This is a genomic window from Klebsiella sp. CN_Kp104 (assembly GCF_040064515.1).
In the GTDB taxonomy this organism is placed as follows: domain Bacteria; phylum Pseudomonadota; class Gammaproteobacteria; order Enterobacterales; family Enterobacteriaceae; genus Klebsiella; species Klebsiella aerogenes.
The window spans coordinates 26980-47991 of sequence record NZ_JBEAII010000010.1; the positions used below are offsets into that span (position 1 = coordinate 26980).

The window sequence follows — 21012 nt, forward strand, 5'->3', positions numbered from 1 at the left end:
CAGAAAATGACAATCAGAAGCACAAATCTAAAAACGTAATCCGCCAGGCCCCAAAAAGGTTATTTATGCTGAAAACAAGTCGACTTACTTTACTGTGAAAAATGTGGGTGGTGTTTAAACCATTCGATGTCACTTGTCGTTCAAATAGAATAGCCAGGAGTCAGGCGTGGAACAAAGAAATATAACCATCGACCCGCAGACAACCTTTGAAAAAGGGAAAGCGGAGACGATTTCAGTTCCGTTAGATAATACATTACAACGTAGTACTCGGATTAAAAAAATTCAGACAACGGCAATGATTCTGCTATTTCTGGCAGCAGTCATTAACTACCTCGATAGAAGCTCCTTATCCGTCGCTAATTTAACCATCCGTGAAGAGTTAGGGCTCAGCGCCACCGAAATCGGCGCACTGCTGTCTGTTTTCTCTCTGGCCTACGGTATCGCGCAGCTTCCCTGTGGGCCGCTGCTGGATCGCAAAGGTCCACGCATCATGCTGGGGCTTGGCATGTTTTTCTGGTCGCTGTTTCAGGCGGTCTCGGGAATGGTTCACAATTTTACCCAGTTCGTACTGGTGCGTATCGGCATGGGGATCGGCGAAGCGCCGATGAATCCTTGCGGTGTAAAGGTGATCAACGACTGGTTTAATATTAAAGAGCGCGGACGTCCGATGGGTTTTTTTAACGCCGCCTCAACCATTGGCGTCGCCATCAGCCCACCGATTTTGGCCGCGATGATGCTAATGATGGGCTGGCGCGGGATGTTTATCACTATCGGCGTGCTGGGGATTTTCGTTGCTATCGGCTGGTATATGCTCTATCGCAACCGGGAGGATATCGATCTCACTGCCGAAGAGCAGGCCTACCTTAACGCCGGAAGCGTCAACGTTCGTCGTGACCCGCTAAGCTTTGCCGAATGGCGCAGCCTGTTCAAAAACAAGACCATGTGGGGAATGATGCTCGGCTTCAGCGGCATCAACTATACCGCGTGGCTGTATCTGGCCTGGCTGCCGGGCTATCTGCAAACAGCGTATAACCTCGATCTGAAAAGCACCGGTTTTATGGCCGCCATCCCGTTCCTGTTCGGTGCCGCCGGGATGCTCATCAACGGCTACGTCACCGACTGGCTGGTCAAAGGGGGTATGGCGCCAATTAAAAGCCGCAAAATTTGCATTATTGCCGGAATGTTCTGCTCCGCCGCGTTTACGCTCGTGGTACCACAGGCCACAACATCAATAGCTGCGGTGCTATTAATCGGTATGGCGCTGTTCTGCATCCACTTTGCCGGCACTTCCTGCTGGGGGTTAATCCACGTTGCAGTGGCATCAAGGATGACCGCTTCCGTCGGCAGCATCCAGAACTTCGCCAGCTTTATCTGCGCGTCCTTCGCACCGGTGGTGACCGGATTTATCGTCGATACCACCCACTCATTCCAGCTGGCGCTGATTATCTGTGGTTGCGTGACCGCCCTCGGCGCGCTGGCCTACGTTTTCTTGGTTCGCCAGCCGATTAGCGATCCGCGTAACAGCTAAACCTTATAGCCCTGCCGATGGCAGGGCATGACCCCCCCCATCTCCAGCCGCTTTAAAGCCAATGGCACACCAGCCCGGACATTGTTCTTCCTCTGGAATTTCTTATGACTCCTCTTCCCCCGCGCCATTACCCAGCGCAATAAACTCCTCCAGCAGCGTGGTCAACTGACGCATCTTCTCCGCCGTAAACTGCGCTTCTATCTGCCGGTAGGCCTCTTCCACCTGCGCCTGGGCGCTCTCATACAGCGCCAGCCCGGCGGGCGTCAGCGACAGGTAGAGCTTGCGCTGATCGTTGACCGGTTTTAAGCGCAGCACTAAACCGTCGCGCTCCATGCGCGTCAGAATCCCGGTCAGGCTGGGGCGCAAAATGCAGGCGCGCCAGGCCAGGTCGTGGAAATCCATCGATGGGTTTTCCGCAAGGATACGCACAATACGCCACTGCTGTTCGGTCAGGTTGTGGCGTTTAACGATCGGCCGGAAATGGGCCATCGCCGCTTCCCGCGCCTGCAGCAGCGCAATGGTTAATGAATCATGCATGGTATCCCCTCAACAACGCTCACCAAAACTTATTAACAATTTAATAATTAGCCCTAATCCTGCCATGTACAACCGGTTTCTGCACCTGAAAAGTACCAGCCGTCATTAAAAATAAATGTATCCATATGATAAATAAAAAATAAATAAAAAATATGTAAATATTGTGTTAATCCGATCACAAAACATTCACTTCTATTTGCCAAACCTGCGCGCAAAGAATAAAAGATGATCATTAACATATTAATGAAATCCCTTCGAATCGATAATCAGTACCAGAGGAGTGGTGAATGAAAGGTACCATCTTCGCCGTTGCGCTCAATCATCGCAGCCAGCTCGACGCCTGGCGCGAAGCGTTTCAACAGGCCCCCTACAAGACGCCGCCGAAAACCGCGGTCTGGTTCATCAAACCCCGCAATACCGTGATTGGCGATGGCGAAGCCATTCCCCATCCGCAGGGCGAGACCGTACAAAGCGGCGCGACGGTGGCGCTGATTGTCGGCAAAACCGCGCGTAAAGTGGCGGCGGAAGAGGCGGCGCACTATATCGCCGGCTACGCGCTGGCTAACGACGTTAGCCTGCCGGAAGAGAGTTTTTATCGCCCGGCGATTAAAGCCAAATGCCGCGATGGCTTCTGCCCCATCGGCGCGCTGTCGGCGGTGCGCAACGTCGATAACCTGACCATCATCACCGAAATCAACGGCCGCGAGGCGGATAGCTGGCATACCGGCGATCTGCAGCGTAACGCCGCGCAGCTGCTTAGCGCCTTAAGCGAGTTCGCCACCCTCAATCCCGGCGACGCGATCCTTATCGGCACGCCCCACTCTCGCGTCACGCTGCGCCCCGGCGACCGCGTACGTATTCTCGCCGACGGTTTCCCGGCGCTCGAAAACCCGGTTGTCGCAGAAGGAGAGCTGGCATGAAACAGGCACGCATTGAATGGCAAGGACAGGTACGCGACGTGCTGGTCGATGAACGCGACCAGGTGCGCCTGCACGATGGTACGGTATTGAAAGAAGGCGAATTCCGCTGGCTGCCGCCCGCCGACGGCACGCTGTTCGCGCTGGGGCTGAATTACGCCGACCACGCCAGCGAGCTGGAGTTTAAACCGCCAACCGAGCCTTTGGTGTTCATCAAAGCGCCAAACACCTTTATTGGCCACCAGCAGCAGTCGGTACGCCCGGATAACGTCGAATACATGCACTACGAAGCCGAACTGGTGGTAGTGATCGGGAAAACCGCGCGCCGCGTCAGCGAAGCCGAGGCCATGGATTATGTCGCTGGCTATACCGTGTGCAACGACTACGCGATCCGCGACTATCTGGAAAACTACTACCGCCCGAACCTGCGGGTGAAAAGCCGCGATACCCTGACGCCGATTGGCCCGTGGATCGTCGCCAAAGAGGCGATCCCGGATCCGCATAATCTGGCCCTGTGCACCTGGGTCAACGGCGAACTGCGCCAGCAGGGCACCACCGCCGATCTGATCTTCAGCATCCCGTTCCTCATCGCTTATTTAAGCGAATTTATGACCCTGCAACCGGGCGACATGATCGCCACCGGCACGCCGAAAGGGCTATCCGATGTGGTGCCGGGCGACGAGGTGATCGTTGAAGTCGAGGGCGTGGGCCGCCTGGTCAACCATATCATCAGCCAGCAAGCGTATGAGGAGACACTGTCATGAAAAAGATTAACCATTGGATCAACGGTAAAAACGTTGCCGGCGCAGACTATTTTCATACCACCAACCCGGCCACCGGCGAGGTACTGGCTGAAGTCGCCTCCGGCGGCGAAGCCGAAATCAACCAGGCGGTAGCGGCGGCGAAAGAGGCCTTCCCGAAGTGGGCTAACCTGCCGATGAAAGAGCGCGCGCGCCTGATGCGCCGCCTGGGGGATCTGATCGATCAGAACGTCCCGGAGATCGCAGCGATGGAAACCGCCGATACCGGCCTGCCTATCCACCAGACCAAAAACGTGCTGATCCCGCGGGCGTCGCATAACTTCGAATTTTTCGCCGAAGTGTGCCAGCAGATGAACGGCAAGACCTATCCGGTCGATGACAAGATGCTCAACTACACCCTCGTGCAGCCGGTTGGCGTCTGCGCGCTGGTGTCGCCGTGGAACGTGCCGTTTATGACCGCCACCTGGAAGGTGGCGCCGTGCCTGGCGCTGGGGAATACCGCGGTGCTGAAAATGTCCGAGCTGTCGCCGCTGACCGCCGATCGTCTGGGCGAGCTGGCGCTGGAGGCCGGGATCCCGGCTGGCGTGCTCAACGTGGTGCAGGGCTATGGCGCCACCGCTGGCGACGCGCTGGTACGCCATCATGATGTGCGCGCCGTCTCCTTCACCGGCGGCACCGCCACCGGGCGCAACATCATGAAAAACGCCGGCCTGAAAAAGTACTCCATGGAGCTTGGCGGAAAATCGCCGGTGCTGATTTTTGAAGACGCCGATATCGAGCGCGCGCTCGACGCCGCGCTGTTCACCATTTTCTCGATCAACGGCGAACGCTGCACCGCCGGTTCGCGCATTTTCATTCAGCAGAGTATTTATCCGGAGTTCGTCAAACGCTTCGCCGAGCGCGCCAACCGCCTGCGCGTGGGCGATCCGACCGATCCGAATACCCAGGTCGGCGCGCTGATTAGCAAGCAGCACTGGGAGAAAGTGTCCGGCTACATTCGCCTCGGCATTGAAGAGGGCGCCACCCTGCTGGCCGGCGGCGCGGATAAACCGTCCGACCTGCCGGCGCATCTGAAAGCCGGCAACTTCCTGCGCCCGACGGTGCTGGCGGATGTCGACAACCGCATGCGCGTCGCCCAGGAAGAGATTTTTGGCCCGGTCGCCTGCCTGCTGCCGTTCAAAGACGAAGCGGAAGGGCTGCGCCTGGCGAACGATGTGGAATACGGCCTGGCGTCGTATATCTGGACCCAGGACGTCAGCAAAGTGTTGCGTCTGGCGCGCGGTATTGAAGCCGGGATGGTGTTCGTCAACACCCAGAACGTGCGCGACCTGCGCCAGCCGTTCGGCGGCGTGAAGGCCTCCGGCACCGGCCGCGAAGGCGGCGAATACAGCTTTGAAGTGTTCGCCGAAATGAAAAACGTCTGCATCTCGATGGGCGACCATCCGATCCCGAAATGGGGAGTCTGATATGGGTAAGTTAGCGTTAGCAGCAAAAATCACTCACGTGCCGTCGATGTATCTGTCTGAGCTGCCGGGGAAAAACCACGGCTGCCGTCAGGGCGCTATCGACGGGCATAAAGAAATTGGCAAGCGCTGCCGTGAAATGGGCGTTGATACCATCATCGTGTTCGATACCCACTGGCTGGTCAACAGCGCCTACCACATCAACTGTGCCGACCATTTTCAGGGCGTCTACACCAGTAACGAATTGCCGCATTTTATTCGCGACATGACCTACGACTACGACGGCAACCCGGAGCTGGGCCACCTGATTGCCGACGAGGCCGTCAAGCTTGGCGTACGCGCCAAAGCGCACAATATTCCGAGCCTGAAGCTGGAGTACGGCACCCTGGTGCCGATGCGCTACATGAATAGCGATAAGCATTTCAAAGTGGTGTCCATTTCCGCCTTCTGTACCGTTCACGATTTTGCCGACAGCCGCAAGCTGGGCGAGGCCATCCTCAAGGCCATCGACAAATATGACGGCACCGTAGCGGTGCTGGCCAGCGGTTCGCTGTCGCATCGCTTTATCGACGACCAGCGCGCCGAAGAGGGGATGAACAGCTATACCCGCGAGTTTGATCATCAGATGGATGAGCGCGTGGTGAAGCTGTGGCGCGAGGGCAAATTCAAAGAGTTCTGCACCATGCTGCCGGAGTACGCCGACTACTGCTACGGCGAAGGCAACATGCACGACACGGTGATGCTGCTCGGTCTGCTGGGTTGGGATAAATACGACGGCAAGGTGGAGTTTATCACCGAGCTATTCGCCAGTTCCGGTACCGGCCAGGTTAACGCCGTGTTCCCGCTGCCGGCGCAGGCGTAAGGAGGCCGTATGCCGCATTTTATCGCCGAGTGTAGCGACAATATCCGCGAACAGGCCGATTTACCGGGGCTGTTCGCTAAAGTCAACGAGGCGCTGGCCGCCACCGGTATCTTTCCGATTGGCGGCATTCGTAGCCGCGCCCACTGGCTCGATACCTGGCAGATGGCCGACGGCAAGCATGATTACGCCTTCGTGCATATGACCCTGAAGATCGGCGCCGGACGCAGCCTTGAGAGCCGTCAGGAGGTGGGCGAAATGCTTTTCGCGCTGATCAAAGCCCACTTTGCCGCGCTGATGGAGAGCCGCTATCTGGCGCTGTCGTTCGCCATGGAAGAACTCGACCCGACGCTGAACTACAAACAGAACAACGTGCACGCGTTATTTAAATAATGTGCAAATTGCCCGGTGGCGCTGCGCTTACCGGGCCTACAACGGCCATGAATTTGTAGGCCGGATAAGCAAAGCGCCATCCGGCAATGCAATGCCACAGGAATCTCTATGCTCGATAAACAGACCCGTACCCTGATTGCCCAGCGGCTGAACCAGGCCGAAAAACAGCGTGAACAGATCCGCGCGATCTCGCTGGATTATCCGTCGATCACCATTGAGGACGCCTACGCCGTCCAGCGCGAGTGGGTCGAGATGAAGATCGCCGAAGGCCGCGTGCTCAAAGGCCACAAGATCGGCCTGACCTCTAAAGCGATGCAGGCCAGTTCGCAGATCAGCGAGCCGGACTACGGCGCGCTGCTCGACGATATGTTCTTTCACGACGGCAGCGATATTCCCACCGACCGCTTTATCGTGCCGCGTATCGAAGTCGAGCTGGCCTTCGTGCTGGCCAAACCGCTGCGCGGCCCGAACTGCACGCTGTTTGATGTCTACAACGCCACCGACTACGTTATCCCGGCGCTGGAGCTTATCGACGCGCGTTGCCACAACATCGACCCGGAAACCCAGCGTCCGCGCAAAGTGTTCGACACTATCTCCGATAACGCCGCCAACGCCGGGGTGATCCTCGGTGGCCGGCCGATTAAACCAGACGAGCTCGACCTGCGCTGGATCTCCGCCCTGCTGTATCGCAACGGCGTGATTGAAGAGACCGGCGTCGCCGCGGGCGTACTCAATCATCCGGCCAACGGCGTGGCCTGGCTGGCCAACAAACTGGCGCCGTACGATGTCCAGCTCGAAGCCGGGCAGATTATCCTCGGCGGCTCCTTCACCCGTCCGGTCCCGGCGCACAAGGGCGATACCTTCCACGTCGACTACGGCAACATGGGCGCCATCAGCTGCCGCTTTGTTTGAGGAGAGCAACATGAACAACGCATTTAAAGAGGCGCTCAAGGCCGGGCGTCCGCAAATCGGCCTGTGGCTTGGGCTGTGCAGCAGCTACAGCGCCGAACTGCTGGCCGGCGCGGGCTTCGACTGGCTGCTGATCGACGGCGAACACGCGCCCAACAATGTACAAACGGTGCTGACCCAGCTTCAGGCCATTGCGCCCTACCCCAGCCAGCCGGTGGTGCGTCCGTCGTGGAACGATCCGGTACAAATTAAACAACTGCTGGACGTCGGCGCGCAAACCCTGCTGGTGCCGATGGTGCAGAACGCCGAAGAAGCGCGGCTGGCGGTCAGAGCCACCCGCTACCCGCCTGCCGGCATTCGCGGCGTCGGCAGCGCGCTGGCCCGCGCCTCGCGCTGGAATCGCGTCCCGGATTATATCCACCGGGCCAATGACGCCATGTGCGTACTGGTGCAGATTGAGACCCGCGAAGCGCTGAAAAATCTGCCGCAGATCCTCGATGTCGAAGGGGTGGATGGCGTGTTTATCGGCCCGGCGGATCTCAGCGCTGATATGGGCCACGGCGGCAACCCACAACACCCGGAAGTGCAGGCCGCCATTGAAGATACCATCCAGCAAATCCGCCAGGCCGGAAAGGCGCCGGGGATCCTGATGGCCAATGAACAGCTGGCGAAACGCTATCTCGAACTGGGCGCGCTGTTCGTCGCCGTCGGCGTCGATACCACCCTGCTGGCCCGCGGCGCAGAAGCGCTGGCGGCCCGTTTTACCCACACCGCAACCACCACAACCGATAACAATAAATCCGTCTATTGAACGGATAATGTGGAGCGCAACATGACTACCTCTACCCTGCAACACAATGATAATAAAGCCGTTGAAGTAGAAAACCGGGTGATCAAAAAGCTGTTCCGCCGCCTGATCACCTTCCTGTTTGTTCTCTTTGTTTTCTCATTTTTGGATCGCATTAATATCGGCTTTGCCGGCCTGACGATGGGTAAAGATCTCGGCCTGACCTCCACCATGTTCGGCCTGGCGGCGACGCTGTTCTACGTCACCTACGTGCTGTGCGGGATCCCCAGCAATATCATGCTGGCGAAAGTTGGCGCGCGCCGCTGGATCGCCGGGATCATGGTGGTCTGGGGGATCGCCTCGACCTGCACCATGTTCGCCACCAGCCCGCATACGCTGTACATCCTGCGCATGCTGGTCGGCATCGCCGAAGCCGGTTTTCTGCCGGGGATCCTCGTCTATCTGACCTGGTGGTTCCCGGCCTACCATCGCGCCCGCGCCAACGCCCTGTTTATGATCGCCATGCCGGTGACCATGATGCTCGGCTCGATACTTTCCGGCTATATCCTGGCGCTCGACGGCCTGTGGAACCTGAAAGGCTGGCAGTGGCTATTTCTGCTGGAAGGCCTGCCGTCGGTGGTGCTCGGCGTCGTCACCTGGTTCTTCCTCAACGACACGCCGGATAAAGCCAACTGGCTGGACAACGAAGAGAAACAGGCGCTGAAGGCGATGATCGATCGCGAACGGGAACATGCGGCGATCGTCCCGGCTTCGCCGCGTTCCACGCTGCGCGAAGTACTGACGCCAGCGGTGCTGATGTATACCCTCGCCTACTTCTGCCTGACCAATACCCTCAGCGCCATTAATATCTGGACGCCGCAGATCCTGCAGAGCTTCAACACCGGCAGTAGCAACATTATGATTGGCCTGCTGGCGGCGATCCCGCAGTTCTGCACCATTTTCGGCATGATCTGGTGGAGCCGCCGATCCGACCGGCGCAAAGAGCGCAAGATGCATACCATCCTGCCCTACCTGTTCGCCGCGGCGGGTTGGCTGCTGGCTTCGGCAACGCACCACAGCCTGATCCAACTGATCGGCATTATTATGGCTTCGGTGGGATCCTTTACCGCGATGGCCATTTTCTGGACCACCCCGGATCGGGTGATCAGCCTGCAATCGCGCGCGGTGGCGCTGGCGGTGATCAACGCCATCGGCAACGTCGGCTCTGCCGTCAGCCCGCTGTTGATCGGCATTTTGCGCGATACCACCGGCAGCTTTAGCTCCGGGCTGTGGTTTGTCGCCGGGCTGCTGATCGTCGGCGCGCTGGTGCTCACCCGCATTCCGATGAGCCAGCGCGAGGACGCCGCCGCCGCGCCGGGCTTAGCGGCGCAAAAAGGCCACTAAGGAGCGGGTATGTGCCAGCATTCAATCGCCAACATCGACATCAATAAAGATTACGACGAGAGTCTGGGCACCGAAGAGGTGCACTATCAGTCGTTTGCCCGCATGGCGGCCTTTTTTGGCCGCGACATGCAGGCGCATCGCCACGACCGCTATTTTCAGATGCACTTTCTTGATACCGGACAGATTGAGCTGCAGCTTGATGACCACCGCTATTCTGTGCAGGCGCCGCTGTTTGTGATAACACCGCCCTCGGTACCGCACGCCTTTATTACCGAGTCCGATAGCGATGGTCACGTGTTGACGGTGCACGAAGAACTCATCTGGCCGCTGCTGGAGGTGCTTTATCCCGGTACGCGGGAGACCTTCGGTCTGCCGGGGATCTGCCTGTCGCTGGCGGATAAACCCGACGAGCTGGCGGCGCTGGCGCACTACTGGCAGCTGATTCGCCGTGAATCCACCGCTCAGTTACCGGGGCGCGAGCATACCCTGGCGCTGCTGGCGCAGGCGGTATTTACCCTGCTGCTGCGCAACGCCAGGCTCGACGATCATGCCGCCAGCGGCATGCGCGGCGAGCTGAAATTATTCCAGCGCTTTAACCAGATGATCGACAGCCACTTCCATCAACACTGGACGGTACCGGATTACGCCAACGAGCTGCATCTAACCGAATCGCGGTTGACCGATATCTGCCGCCGCTTCGCCAACCGCCCGCCGAAGCGGCTGATATTCGACCGCCAGCTACGCGAGGCTAAGCGGCTGCTGCTGTTTTCCGATAGCGCGGTCAATGAGATAGCCTGGCAGCTGGGGTTTAAAGATCCCGCTTATTTTGCGCGCTTTTTTAGCCGCCAGGTCGGCTGCTCGCCAAGCAGTTACCGGGCGCAAAAAGTACCGGTGTCGTAATACCCCGGTGGCGCGGCGCTTGCCGGGGCTACAGACCGTAGGGCGAGTCAGCGCCGCGCCGCCCGCCAAAAGCTGCAGAGATCACAAAATTCACTCCCGCCTGAAAAGTACCCGCCGTTGTCGCAAACGTCCCTTCACGACAAGCACAATAACCGCTTCAATTAAACAACAAAAACAAAACATATATTTAACATTATTATTCCGATAAATACTGAAGAGGCCCCTATGAAACCTGAAGATTTCCGCGCCGACGCGAAACGCCCGTTAACTGGCGAAGAGTATTTAAAAAGCCTGCAGGATGGCCGCGAAATTTATATCTACGGCGAGCGCGTGAAGGATGTCACTACGCACCCGGCTTTCCGTAATGCCGCGGCTTCCGTCGCTCAGCTGTACGATGCGCTGCACAAACCGGAGATGCAGGATTCCCTGTGCTGGGGCACCGATACCGGTAGCGGCGGCTACACCCACAAATTCTTCCGCGTGGCGAAAAGCGCCGACGATCTGCGCCAGCAGCGCGACGCCATCGCCGAATGGTCGCGCTTAAGCTACGGCTGGATGGGCCGCACCCCGGACTACAAAGCCGCCTTCGGCTGCGCGCTGGGCGCCAACCCGGCGTTTTACGGCCAGTTCGAGCAGAACGCCCGCAACTGGTACACCCGCATTCAGGAAACCGGCCTGTACTTTAACCACGCTATCGTCAACCCGCCGATCGACCGCCACAAGCCGGCTGATGAAGTGAAGGATGTCTACATCAAGCTGGAAAAAGAGACCGATGCCGGGATCATCGTCAGCGGCGCGAAAGTGGTCGCCACCAACTCGGCGCTGACCCACTACAACATGATCGGCTTCGGCTCCGCACAGGTGATGGGCGAGAACCCGGACTTCGCGCTGATGTTCGTCGCGCCGATGGATGCCGAAGGCGTCAAGCTTATCTCCCGCGCCTCCTATGAGATGGTCGCCGGCGCGACCGGATCGCCGTACGACTATCCGCTTTCCAGCCGTTTCGACGAGAACGACGCGATTCTGGTAATGGATAAGGTGCTGATCCCATGGGAGAACGTACTGATTTATCGCGACTTTGACCGCTGCCGCCGCTGGACCATGGAAGGCGGTTTCGCCCGCATGTACCCGCTGCAGGCCTGCGTGCGCCTGGCGGTAAAACTCGACTTTATCACCGCCCTGCTGAAGCGTTCTCTGGAATGTACCGGCACCCTCGAATTCCGCGGCGTACAGGCCGACCTTGGCGAAGTGGTGGCGTGGCGCAACATGTTCTGGGCGTTAAGCGATTCCATGTGCTCGGAAGCGACGCCGTGGGTCAACGGCGCATGGCTGCCGGATCATGCCGCGCTGCAGACCTATCGCGTGATGGCGCCGATGGCCTACGCCAAGATCAAGAACATCATCGAGCGTAACGTCACCAGCGGCCTGATTTATCTGCCGTCCAGCGCCCGCGATCTGAACAACCCGCAGATCGATCAGTATCTGGCGAAGTACGTGCGCGGCTCCAACGGTATGGATCACGTTGAACGTATCAAGATCCTCAAACTGATGTGGGACGCCATCGGCAGCGAATTCGGCGGCCGCCATGAACTGTATGAGATCAACTACTCCGGTAGTCAGGATGAAATTCGCCTGCAGTGTCTGCGCCAGGCGCAGAGCTCCGGCAATATGGACAAAATGATGGCGATGGTCGACCGCTGCCTGTCCGAGTACGACCAGAACGGCTGGACGGTGCCGCATCTGCACAATAACGCTGATATCAACATGTTGGATAAGCTGCTGAAGTAATTCACAGCGGGAGGTCATAATGCAATTAGATGAACAACGCCTGCGTTTTCGCGATGCCATGGCCAGCCTGTCGGCTGCGGTTAACGTTGTCACCACCGCAGGTGAAGCCGGCCGCTGCGGCATTACCGCCACGGCGGTTTGCTCGGTGACGGATACGCCGCCATCGGTGATGGTTTGTATCAACGCCAACAGCGCGATGAACCCGGTATTTCAGGGCAACGGCAAGTTGTGCATCAACGTGCTGAACCACGAACAGGAAATCATGGCCCGTCATTTCGCCGGGATGACCGGGGTGACGATGGAAGAACGGTTTGCCCTCAGCGGCTGGCAGCAGGGCGCGCTCGGACAGCCGGTACTGAAGGGTTCGCTGGCCAGCCTCGAAGGCGAGATTAGCCAGGTGCAAACCATTGGTACCCACCTGGTGTATCTGGTGGAGATCCGCAATATTACCCTGAGCCCGCAAGGGCACGGCCTGATTTACTTTAAACGCCGTTTCCACCCGGTGATGATGGAAATGGAAGTCGCGGTGTAATGGCCTCGCCTGCCTCTCCCCGGATAACGGGGAGGGGCAACACCGATTCGCGTTAGCCTTCCTGCTGGGCAAACTGTGTCAGCGCCGCACCGCCTTCTGCTACTTTCCGCCCGTATCGTAGTCCGCCGTCCGGCTCACCTGCGCGCTGATTTGCTCCTCGCTCGGGCTGCCATTCCCTCCCGCTACCAGCTTCGCCCGCGCCGCCGGGTCGCCAGCACGCTGCCATTCAGCTGCGTATGCCCGCCCACCTTCACATCAAAACCACCCTCACCGGCAAAAATCCCTGTCTGCGCCTCCACCGACGCCCAGGTGCTGTGCATTTTGCTCTGGCTCAGGTTAAGAGAACCCGAACCGCCGCCCATGCTGCCGCTCGCCCCCACGCTGCCGCTACGCTGCTTCGAATCGTAGTTATCGCTGTCCTGCTCGCTGGTCAGCGTCAGGTTACGCCCGACGTCCATTGTCACATAGCGGGCTCAGGGGCTGATTCGGACATTCCACCATCTGCTACAAATTCTACTGTCTGGATTGACTGACAGGATGCCGATCCAGATCCGGGTGACACCGGACTGCATCATCATCACCGCCAGAACACCCGCGAGTTGTACGACTGCGCCGCAGCACTGGGTGTCGCAGGTGTAAACCGGATAAAGATGCCCCAGTAACAGAAGACCTTCTCCGACGCGCTTCACGACACCGGCGATCTGCCGGTGATCAAACGAGGCAGGAGACATTTTTCGAAAGCGTAACGGTTGATAGTACGATCCCGACCGCTCAAACCAAGATTAATAATCAGTTTATGATCTCATAAGTTTCTTCATCTCTAATAATTTTAAATTGCTCTATTTGGCTGATAGATATGGGATTTATTGTAGTTGTACCCTTTTTAATCACACCCGTAATCACGACATTGTCATAATAACTTGCCGGTCCACCAACCCAACCACCCACAGCTTCATCCAGTAAAGTTTCAAGGTTGGGACAATACAGCTCCATACGGTCAGGGCTTTCGTAGTCGGTATTGCCAGGAACTAAATAACACTCCCCCCCGCGTATAATTAAAATTGCATTTACCGTGACCTTGGTTTCTATTGAAAATGATGACAATCCAAATGCGCTTAATAAACTATCTATATTCTTCATTTTATTACCTTAGTAAAAATAGCCTCACCAGAGAACTTCTGACGAAATTCATCTATGGGGGTAAAGTATTGGCGTCCCAATGCAGGATCTCTTATTGCAACGACTTGTTGGCCATTTCTGATTGTTATTCCATCGACAACAACAGCATGGCCACCTCTATTTAGGGACATACGAACGATAGCGGGATCCCCTTTCGAAGTGGCTTTAGCCAAACTTTCCATGCTAACTCCAGTCACTCGTTGAGCTGATAAGCCATTTTGGTTCAACACATTGGATAACCTTGCCATTGTTGTACCTTTATCTGTAACTCCTGACTGAGTAATTAATTGACCTACATCTACTTTAATCCCCGCTGTATCTAAAACCATTGCGCAGGAGTTTGGCCCACAGGTTGGCAAGTTCCCCTGATTTATCACAAGGCGCTCTCCATTTCTTGGTAAGCTAGTACTCGCCGAATTTCCAGGCTCGAGATTTCCTACTGATGTTCCTGTTGCACCTCTTGTAACCTGTCCTTCTTTAGACACTGCAACATTCATCACTTCCCCGGTTTTGATAGATTTAAATACTAGCGTTGTTGCCCCTCCTAGCCCTACGCCAGCATATACTACTTCAGAATATTCAGCCGGAACGCCCAAAGTTTCCAGCAATTCAGCGCCTGCGGTTTTGGTCGATCTGCCAGACGCTAATGCCTCGGATCCTGCCTGTAAGTTATCAAAACCTGATGCAGCCAAAATTGCACCAGCTGCACAGGTTACAACGCCCGCGCAACTAACTCCCCCACCGATTATTTCAGCAGCCCCGCCAGCCGCCTGAAGCAGTCCTGCGCCCCGGGTGGTCAACTGATACTCCCCGTTGGCATAAGTAGCGCCGTCGAGAATAGCGCTGACATTCGTGTATTTGAATAGCGACAGAGAAATCGTGACGTTTTCGCCGGTTAACGGATCCTTGTAGCTGACGACAAATTTCTCATTTGCCAGTTGCTCGCGAAGGGCGGCATATTCCGGCTGGCTGCCGGTTTTTTCGAGGTTTTCGTAGTAAGCTTTTTCAGCGGTTCCCTCCGCAAACCCGGCAGAGCAATGGAGGATCGCGCAGGCGGCGGCATTCAAATCTTCTTTGGTAGCAACCCCCTGATTTGCCAACTCTTCAATACGTTTGCGTTCGTGGATATTGGCTAAAGCATTATTCTCCACCGCGTTCTTCCCGGCCTGCGCACCCGCCACCGCATCCGCGCTGCTGCCTCCGCTAAGCCCACCCATCAGTCCCGCCGCCAGCGTGCTCAGCGCGCTTATCGTCGACTTCTGCTCATCCGACAGCTCTTCTGTCTTAACATCCGGATAATATTCCGCCGCTATCCAGCGCCCCAGCAGCTCGCCGCTCACCGCGCCTGCCGCTCCCGCCAGCGCGCTGTTATTTCCCGATGCCGCCGCTATCGCTCCCCACACCGCATGCGCCATCGCATTGGCTTCCACATTCACCTTACCCGTCGCGCTGTCCGTCGTCTGGCTGTGAATGATTTCCGCCACATACGGACTCACTGCCCCGCTCGCCGCCTGCGCCAGGTTGCCCCCCGCCAGCCCCTGCATCGCCGCCGTTACCGCCTGCGCCACCTTCTGGTACTTTCCGCCCGTATCGTAGTCCGCCGTCGCCGTCCGGCTCACCTGCGCGCTGATTTGCTCCTCGCTCGGACTGCCATTCCCTCCCGCTACCAGCTTCGCCCGCGCCGCTGCCCGCGCCGCCGGGTCGCTCTGCGCCGCCTGCGCGTTCAGCTTGCCCTGCGTCACCAGCACATCACTCACCTGGCGCCCGATTTCACCTATCTTCTGCGCCGTCGCCAGCCGGTTCTGCTCTTTCTCCTTATCAAATATCGGACTCAGCGTCTGGTTCGCATGCGCCGCATCCCGGCTTAACCCCGTCACGTCCTGCTGCTGATTCGCGCCGTCGCGGATAACCGCCGATAACTCGATCCCGGCTCACTAGCCGAGATCTTTACTCAGGCTGGAATTTTAGCCAGCAACTCATTTACTTTTTCAGTATCTTCAGGATGTAACTGAATATACTTTTCACAGGCCAGACGGACATATTTAAAGCCTACAAATTCAGGAACTATAAGTTCTCCGTCCCATACCCCAAACATTATGCCCTCAAAATGACATTCTGGATCAGGGTCTTCAAAATCAGGGAATGAACAATATGTTTCGTTAACACCGCAGCCTATTTTATTTATAAGATACGGTAACATCCATATGAATTTACCCTGTAGATACATTGAATTAAAATAATCCCGAACAACCCATTCAGGATCGTTTTCATAATCTATGTTCTCAAAAATATATTCGTTCATTATTTAGTCACCGGATGAAAATTTTCTACCATTCCTGTCTTTTTATCCAAATAAACTTGGAATTTTATCCCGCCGGCGGTTGCCGTATATTCTCGTTGTCCAGATGCAATAGCTGCTTTGTAACCACTACTTGCAGCTTGCTGCCCCAATTCTAACATTTTTTGGTCAGTAAAGATCTTAGGGTCATAGATTGTTTTGGTAAATATTTTATCCTTATAACCTGTAATATTACCGGCGCGATCGTAAGCGGGTATTTTATATTGAACCTCAGTAATACCCTTCACGCTGCTTTGAGTTTCACCGACAATTTTCACATTTTTCTCACTTACTGTTGAATAGAAAGCATCAGCATTATGACCACCTGTAATACCTTTCTGTTGATTGTATTTTACAACAGAACCCATATGTTCCAGTTGGTCAATTTTAAAACTAATTCCAGATGGATAAGAGGTGTTCTTCGCAACAACCAAAAACGCCTTAGCTGCTACATATTGTACTAACTTCGCTTCACTGGTCGGCACGCCACTTGCCAAGATTTCCGCAGCTCGTTGCGGCGTCATTTCCCCATCCGCCGCCAACGCACTCACCGGAACCCCAAAGAATTCTGCCCAGGCAATCATCAGGCCTTTAGCTGCATTCTGTCCGTCCGGTATCTGTCCCTGTGAGTTCTTGATCAGCGCCGCCGTGAGTTCTTCTGGTGTGGCACCATTCTGGAGCATATGAACGCCGAGCGACTGCTGGGATAAACCCATGTCAGCCATGCCTTTACCGAAATCAATCGGACTCAAAGCATTATTCTCCACCGCGTTCTTCCCGGCCTGCGCACCCGCCACCGCATCCGCGCTGCTGCCTCCGCTAAGCCCACCCATCAGTCCCGCCGCCAGCGTGCTCAGCGCGCTTATCGTCGACTTCTGCTCATCCGACAGCTCTTCTGTCTTAACGTCCGGATAATATTCCGCCGCTATCCAGCGTCCCAGCAGCTCGCCGCTCACCGCGCCTGCCGCTCCCGCCAGCGCGCTGTTATTTCCCGATGCCGCCGCTATCGCTCCCCACACCGCATGCGCCATCGCATTGGCTTCCACATTCACCTTACCCGTCGCGCTGTCCGTCGTCTGGCTGTGAATGATTTCCGCTACATACGGACTCACTGCGCCACTCGCCGCCTGCGTCAGGTTGCCACCCGCCAGCCCCTGCATCGCCGCCGTTACCGCCTGCGCCACCTTCTGGTACTTTCCGCCCGTATCGTAGTCCGCCGTCGCCGTCCGGCTCACCTGCGCGCTGATTTGCTCCTCGCTCGGACTGCCATTCCCTCCCGCTACCAGCTTCGCCCGCGCCGCTGCCCGCGCCGCCGGGTCGCTCTGCGCCGCCTGCGCGTTCAGCTTGCCCTGCGTCACCAGCACATCACTCACCTGGCGCCCGATTTCACCTATCTTCTGCGCCGTCGCCAGCCGGTTCTGCTCTTTCTCCTTATCAAATATCGGACTCAGCGTCTGGTTCGCATGCGCCGCATCCCGGCTTAACCCCGTCACGTCCTGCTGCTGATTCGCGCCGTCGCGGATAACGATACTGCCCTCGCTCACCGCCGCCCGCGTCAGCGAACTGTCGCTGCCGCTGCCGTTCGCCCCCATCAGCAGACCGCTGGCCGCATTCCCGAGGAACTGCCCTGCCACGCTACCGCTCGTGCTCACTCCCGCTACCGCTACGCTGCTTCGAATAGTAGTTATCGCTGTCCTGCTCGCCGCTCAGCGTCAGGTTACGCCCGACGTCCATTGCCACAAAGCAGGCTCAGGATCTTGGTTCGGACATTCCACATCCCACCATCTGCTACAAATTCTACTGTCTGGATTGACTGACAGGATGCCGATCCAGATCCGGGTGACGCCGGGCTGCGTCATTATTACCATTCAGAATACCCGCGAGTTGTACGGCTGCGCCGAAACACTGGGCGTCGCAGGTGTCAACCGGATAAAGATGCTCCAGTAACAGAAGACCCTCTCCGACGCGCTTCACGACACCGACGATCTGCTGGTGATCAAACGAGGCAGGAGACATTTTTCGAAAGCGTAACGGTTGATAGCACGATCCCGACCACAGAGCATCTGGCCAGGACATCAACCAATACAGCGACTCAGTGCCAGCCTGAGACCAGCACCGATTTCAGCCGGGGCGCTATCTACAGATAATATGACATTATCACTACTTTTAAGACCCATACCGTCCCATGCTTCCAGCTTTTCATGGCGCGTGGGTGAAATGGTGATAACATCATTAACACAATGGATCCCGCAGTTTTTCATATCCTTGAATAACGATTTTTTGGTTTTATAGCCGTATCTTTCCATCAGCATGGCTATCCAAGTTACATATTGTTCTTTGCCTTTCTCAAGGTCAAAAAACACTACGCGTTCTGCAAGTTCGGTTAATGTTCGGCTGTCCGACAAGGCTTGTAAGATGGTTTCACCGATCCTCTGATCATCTGCATCAGGAGATAATAAATGAGGTGAAAATTCAGGATCTGTACGAACTCGCCCTAGCCCTGATTGAGTTTCAATAAGTAAAAATTCATTAGTAATAAAGGCATTAGCCCAATAATCTTGATCTTTGTTAAATTTCATCATTTCACCTGTGTTACCTTAACTGCCACACCTTGGCTTTTACCGTACTCAATAGCTCGGTTAATTTCCGTCCATTGAGCTTTGGTCGTATTAGCAGGAATAGCTAGTTGAATTTCTCTATTAGAAATCATAGATGATGTTAATGTTTCACCCGAAAGCCTGGATCTTTCAAATTTCGCCACTGCATCAATATTCCCTTTAATCGAACTGTAAACCTGGTTAGGATTAGCCAGTTTCGCCATCGTCTGAGTATCCATTGATTTGGCGCTCACCGCCGTTTTGGTCGTGCCATCATAGTAATCAAACGTTTTGAAGTTTTTTGGCAATCGCGCATCTGCTGGCAATGACGTCCCTACATAATCCTCCCATGGCATCCCCTGCTTCATATTGCCTTGTCCCCACTTCAACCCAATCTCAGCAGCACTGACGCTGACCGTTGCGGTATTACGGCCCATAAATGAAATTGCCGCTTGCGTCAGATCTTTAGCCAGCATACCAGCCGAAGCTATCAGCGCCTGATTTTCAGGATCGGAAACAAACGCCGCATATTTTGTCCAGCCAGGGCTGTTCGTATCTATCTTTGCCAGATCTTGCGCATTCCAGTACTGAACATACGCTTTCACCTGCTCATCAGACATCACATCTACGCCGGGGAGGTAGTTTAACCATGCCGGGCGTTCTGTCATTTCAATGCCGCCAAGGGCTAACTCTTTATCCACGACTTGCGCGGCAAGCGGATTGTCTTTCAGTTTGTTATCAAGCTGCGCGCTTTGCTCATCACTGACCTGTTTCCACTTGTCGACAACCGCTTGGCAGTCTCCACCGGATTTCCGGCAATCCTGCATCTCTTTATCGAATTCCAATCCCTGAGAAGTACTCAGGTAATTATTCTCCACCGCGTTCTTCCCGGCCTGCGCACCCGCCACCGCATCCGCGCTGCTGCCTCCGCTAAGTCCCCCCATCAGTCCCGCCGCCAGCGTGCTCAGCGCGCTTATCGTCGACTTCTGCTCATCCGACAGCTCTTCTGTCTTAACGTCCGGATAATATTCCGCCGCTATCCAGCGTCCCAGCAGCTCGCCGCTCACCGCGCCTGCCGCTCCCGCCAGCGCGCTGTTATTTCCCGATGCCGCCGCTATCGCTCCCCACACCGCATGCGCCATCGCATTGGCTTCCACATTCACCTTACCCGTCGCGCTGTCCGTCGTCTGGCTGTGAATGATTTCCGCCACATACGGACTCACTGCCCCGCTCGCCGCCTGCGCCAGGTTGCCCCCCGCCAGCCCCTGCATCGCCGCCGTTACCGCCTGCGCCACCTTCTGGTACTTTCCGCCCGTATCGTAGTCCGCCGTCGCCGTCCGGCTCACCTGCGCGCTGATTTGCTCCTCGCTCGGATGGGGATCGCCTCCCGCTACCTATTACGATTTTTCTTGTAGCCTTGGTAATAAATCCACCAACAACCAGTAGCTATCAACGCCCCTGTGAAACATGCAGCTTTTGTATACTTCCATGTATCACTCCAAATCAGCTCAAATGGGATGTGGTAAACCAATAAGAGGTAACCTCTAATGAGCACGTATATAATTAAAAACAATACGATCATTGCTACATTGCAAGCAAAAAATAGATAGAAAAAAATAAAGAACCAAGATTTTCTATTCATTTTTGGTTCCCTTTTTGTAATTTCACACCTGTTTTACCCGCTTGATCATTGAGGATCTCTGTCACCGCACTACCCGCGGCATTACCAGCAATACCAGGTACTGGATTAATCGGCAGCGGTTTGGATATTCCCATCCCGACATCTGTCCAGATCCAGTCTTTCCATGGCTTCATTGGATTAAGGACTTTATCAAACGGCAATTCAACTAGTTTACCTGCACCATAGCCCATCCCAGAGGCCAAACCATTAATTAAGCCACCTGTAAAAGGATTATCCCCTTTCAGATAGCTGGATGTTGCACCACCTGCCGCGTTCCAGCTCATTGTTCCCCTTAATCCTGTATTTCTGGTAAAAGCTCCAACATACGTCGCAATGAGCACGTCCGTTGGATTAACTTCTCCATTAATAAGATACTGAATTCCCGCATTTGCCGTTCCGCCTATCGCGCCAGTAATCTGCATTCCTCCCGGCAGATAGA

General features: G+C 55.9%; 19 protein-coding genes and 3 pseudogenes. 13 read left to right on the forward strand and 9 right to left on the reverse strand.

Going from position 1 to position 21012, the window contains the following annotated elements; translation table 11 throughout:
• Positions 1-166: 166 nt before the first annotated feature.
• Positions 167-1528, forward strand: a complete 1362-nt coding sequence (locus ABLU80_RS12705) for an MFS transporter (RefSeq protein ID WP_045411674.1) — start codon at positions 167-169, stop codon at positions 1526-1528.
• Between the two features lie 102 nt (positions 1529-1630).
• Here ABLU80_RS12705 and hpaR read toward each other — a convergent pair whose 3' ends face one another.
• Entirely contained in the window at positions 1631-2065 is a 435-nt protein-coding gene (hpaR, locus tag ABLU80_RS12710; RefSeq protein ID WP_045411671.1) for a homoprotocatechuate degradation operon regulator HpaR, read from the reverse strand.
• A 287-nt stretch (positions 2066-2352) separates the two neighbouring features.
• On the opposite strand from hpaR, the gene ABLU80_RS12715 reads away from it, so the two are divergent.
• The 11 genes from ABLU80_RS12715 (at position 2353) to ABLU80_RS12765 (ending at position 12778) form a co-directional block, all read left to right on the forward strand.
• Positions 2353-2985 (forward strand): fumarylacetoacetate hydrolase family protein, encoded by a 633-nt coding sequence (locus tag ABLU80_RS12715; RefSeq protein WP_015704295.1) that lies wholly within the window; start codon positions 2353-2355, stop codon positions 2983-2985.
• Positions 2982-3746: a fumarylacetoacetate hydrolase family protein gene (locus tag ABLU80_RS12720; RefSeq protein WP_047080162.1), complete on the forward strand. Its 765-nt coding sequence runs from the start codon at positions 2982-2984 to the stop codon at positions 3744-3746. The genes ABLU80_RS12715 and ABLU80_RS12720 overlap by 4 nt, the downstream gene beginning before the upstream one ends.
• Positions 3743-5209: a 5-carboxymethyl-2-hydroxymuconate semialdehyde dehydrogenase gene (gene hpaE, locus ABLU80_RS12725; protein WP_008807572.1), complete on the forward strand. Its 1467-nt coding sequence runs from the start codon at positions 3743-3745 to the stop codon at positions 5207-5209. Before ABLU80_RS12720 ends, hpaE begins: the two co-directional genes overlap by 4 nt.
• A gap of 1 nt (position 5210) precedes the next feature.
• Positions 5211-6068: a 3,4-dihydroxyphenylacetate 2,3-dioxygenase gene (hpaD, locus tag ABLU80_RS12730; RefSeq protein WP_009485358.1), complete on the forward strand. Its 858-nt coding sequence runs from the start codon at positions 5211-5213 to the stop codon at positions 6066-6068.
• Between the two features lie 9 nt (positions 6069-6077).
• Positions 6078-6458: a 5-carboxymethyl-2-hydroxymuconate Delta-isomerase gene (locus ABLU80_RS12735; RefSeq protein WP_015368431.1), complete on the forward strand. Its 381-nt coding sequence runs from the start codon at positions 6078-6080 to the stop codon at positions 6456-6458.
• 108 nt (positions 6459-6566) lie between these two features.
• The gene (gene hpaH, locus ABLU80_RS12740; RefSeq protein ID WP_021467849.1) at positions 6567-7370 is read left to right on the forward strand and encodes a 2-oxo-hept-4-ene-1,7-dioate hydratase; all 804 of its coding nucleotides are present in this window, start codon (positions 6567-6569) and stop codon (positions 7368-7370) included.
• 10 nt (positions 7371-7380) lie between these two features.
• A complete protein-coding gene (gene hpaI / locus ABLU80_RS12745; RefSeq protein ID WP_076027627.1) occupies positions 7381-8178 on the forward strand; it encodes a 4-hydroxy-2-oxoheptanedioate aldolase in 798 nt (265 codons plus the stop codon).
• 21 nt (positions 8179-8199) lie between these two features.
• Positions 8200-9558, forward strand: a complete 1359-nt coding sequence (hpaX, locus tag ABLU80_RS12750; protein ID WP_002887477.1) for a 4-hydroxyphenylacetate permease — start codon at positions 8200-8202, stop codon at positions 9556-9558.
• A 9-nt stretch (positions 9559-9567) separates the two neighbouring features.
• Complete coding sequence (hpaA, locus tag ABLU80_RS12755; RefSeq protein WP_004182836.1) at positions 9568-10458, forward strand: 4-hydroxyphenylacetate catabolism regulatory protein HpaA; 891 nt, start codon at positions 9568-9570, stop codon at positions 10456-10458.
• 225 nt (positions 10459-10683) lie between these two features.
• Positions 10684-12246: a 4-hydroxyphenylacetate 3-monooxygenase, oxygenase component gene (hpaB, locus tag ABLU80_RS12760; RefSeq protein WP_002887473.1), complete on the forward strand. Its 1563-nt coding sequence runs from the start codon at positions 10684-10686 to the stop codon at positions 12244-12246.
• 19 nt (positions 12247-12265) lie between these two features.
• Entirely contained in the window at positions 12266-12778 is a 513-nt protein-coding gene (locus ABLU80_RS12765; RefSeq protein ID WP_002887467.1) for a 4-hydroxyphenylacetate 3-monooxygenase reductase subunit, read from the forward strand.
• A 182-nt stretch (positions 12779-12960) separates the two neighbouring features.
• On the opposite strand, the gene ABLU80_RS12770 is transcribed toward ABLU80_RS12765, so the two are convergent.
• The 5 genes and pseudogenes from ABLU80_RS12770 to ABLU80_RS12790 form a co-directional block, all read right to left on the reverse strand.
• A complete protein-coding gene (locus ABLU80_RS12770) occupies positions 12961-13236 on the reverse strand; it encodes a hemagglutinin repeat-containing protein (protein ID WP_074167400.1) in 276 nt (91 codons plus the stop codon).
• Between the two features lie 331 nt (positions 13237-13567).
• Positions 13568-13918: a hypothetical protein gene (locus tag ABLU80_RS12775; RefSeq protein WP_348850037.1), complete on the reverse strand. Its 351-nt coding sequence runs from the start codon at positions 13916-13918 to the stop codon at positions 13568-13570.
• A complete protein-coding gene (locus tag ABLU80_RS12780; RefSeq protein ID WP_348850039.1) occupies positions 13915-15834 on the reverse strand; it encodes a VENN motif pre-toxin domain-containing protein in 1920 nt (639 codons plus the stop codon). Before ABLU80_RS12780 ends, ABLU80_RS12775 begins: the two co-directional genes overlap by 4 nt.
• A gap of 74 nt (positions 15835-15908) precedes the next feature.
• On the reverse strand, positions 15909-16259 hold the full coding sequence (cdiI, locus tag ABLU80_RS12785; protein ID WP_015704291.1) for a ribonuclease toxin immunity protein CdiI: 351 nt from the start codon (positions 16257-16259) through the stop codon (positions 15909-15911).
• A pseudogene (locus tag ABLU80_RS12790) lies at positions 16259-18035 on the reverse strand (VENN motif pre-toxin domain-containing protein); the annotation flags it as partial. The gene cdiI and the pseudogene ABLU80_RS12790, both read right to left, overlap by 1 nt.
• Before the next feature lie 81 nt (positions 18036-18116).
• Between ABLU80_RS12790 and ABLU80_RS12795 the strand changes: the two are divergent.
• Complete coding sequence (locus ABLU80_RS12795) at positions 18117-18242, forward strand: hypothetical protein (protein WP_260842141.1); 126 nt, start codon at positions 18117-18119, stop codon at positions 18240-18242.
• Positions 18243-18370: 128 nt separating this feature from the next.
• On the opposite strand, the gene ABLU80_RS12800 is transcribed toward ABLU80_RS12795, so the two are convergent.
• From ABLU80_RS12800 to ABLU80_RS12810, 3 genes and pseudogenes are all read right to left on the reverse strand, one after another.
• A complete protein-coding gene (locus ABLU80_RS12800) occupies positions 18371-18874 on the reverse strand; it encodes a contact-dependent growth inhibition system immunity protein (protein ID WP_047080169.1) in 504 nt (167 codons plus the stop codon).
• Positions 18874-20286: pseudogene (locus ABLU80_RS12805) on the reverse strand (VENN motif pre-toxin domain-containing protein); the annotation flags it as partial. The gene ABLU80_RS12800 and the pseudogene ABLU80_RS12805, both read right to left, overlap by 1 nt.
• A gap of 244 nt (positions 20287-20530) precedes the next feature.
• A pseudogene (locus ABLU80_RS12810) lies at positions 20531-21012 on the reverse strand (filamentous hemagglutinin); the annotation flags it as partial.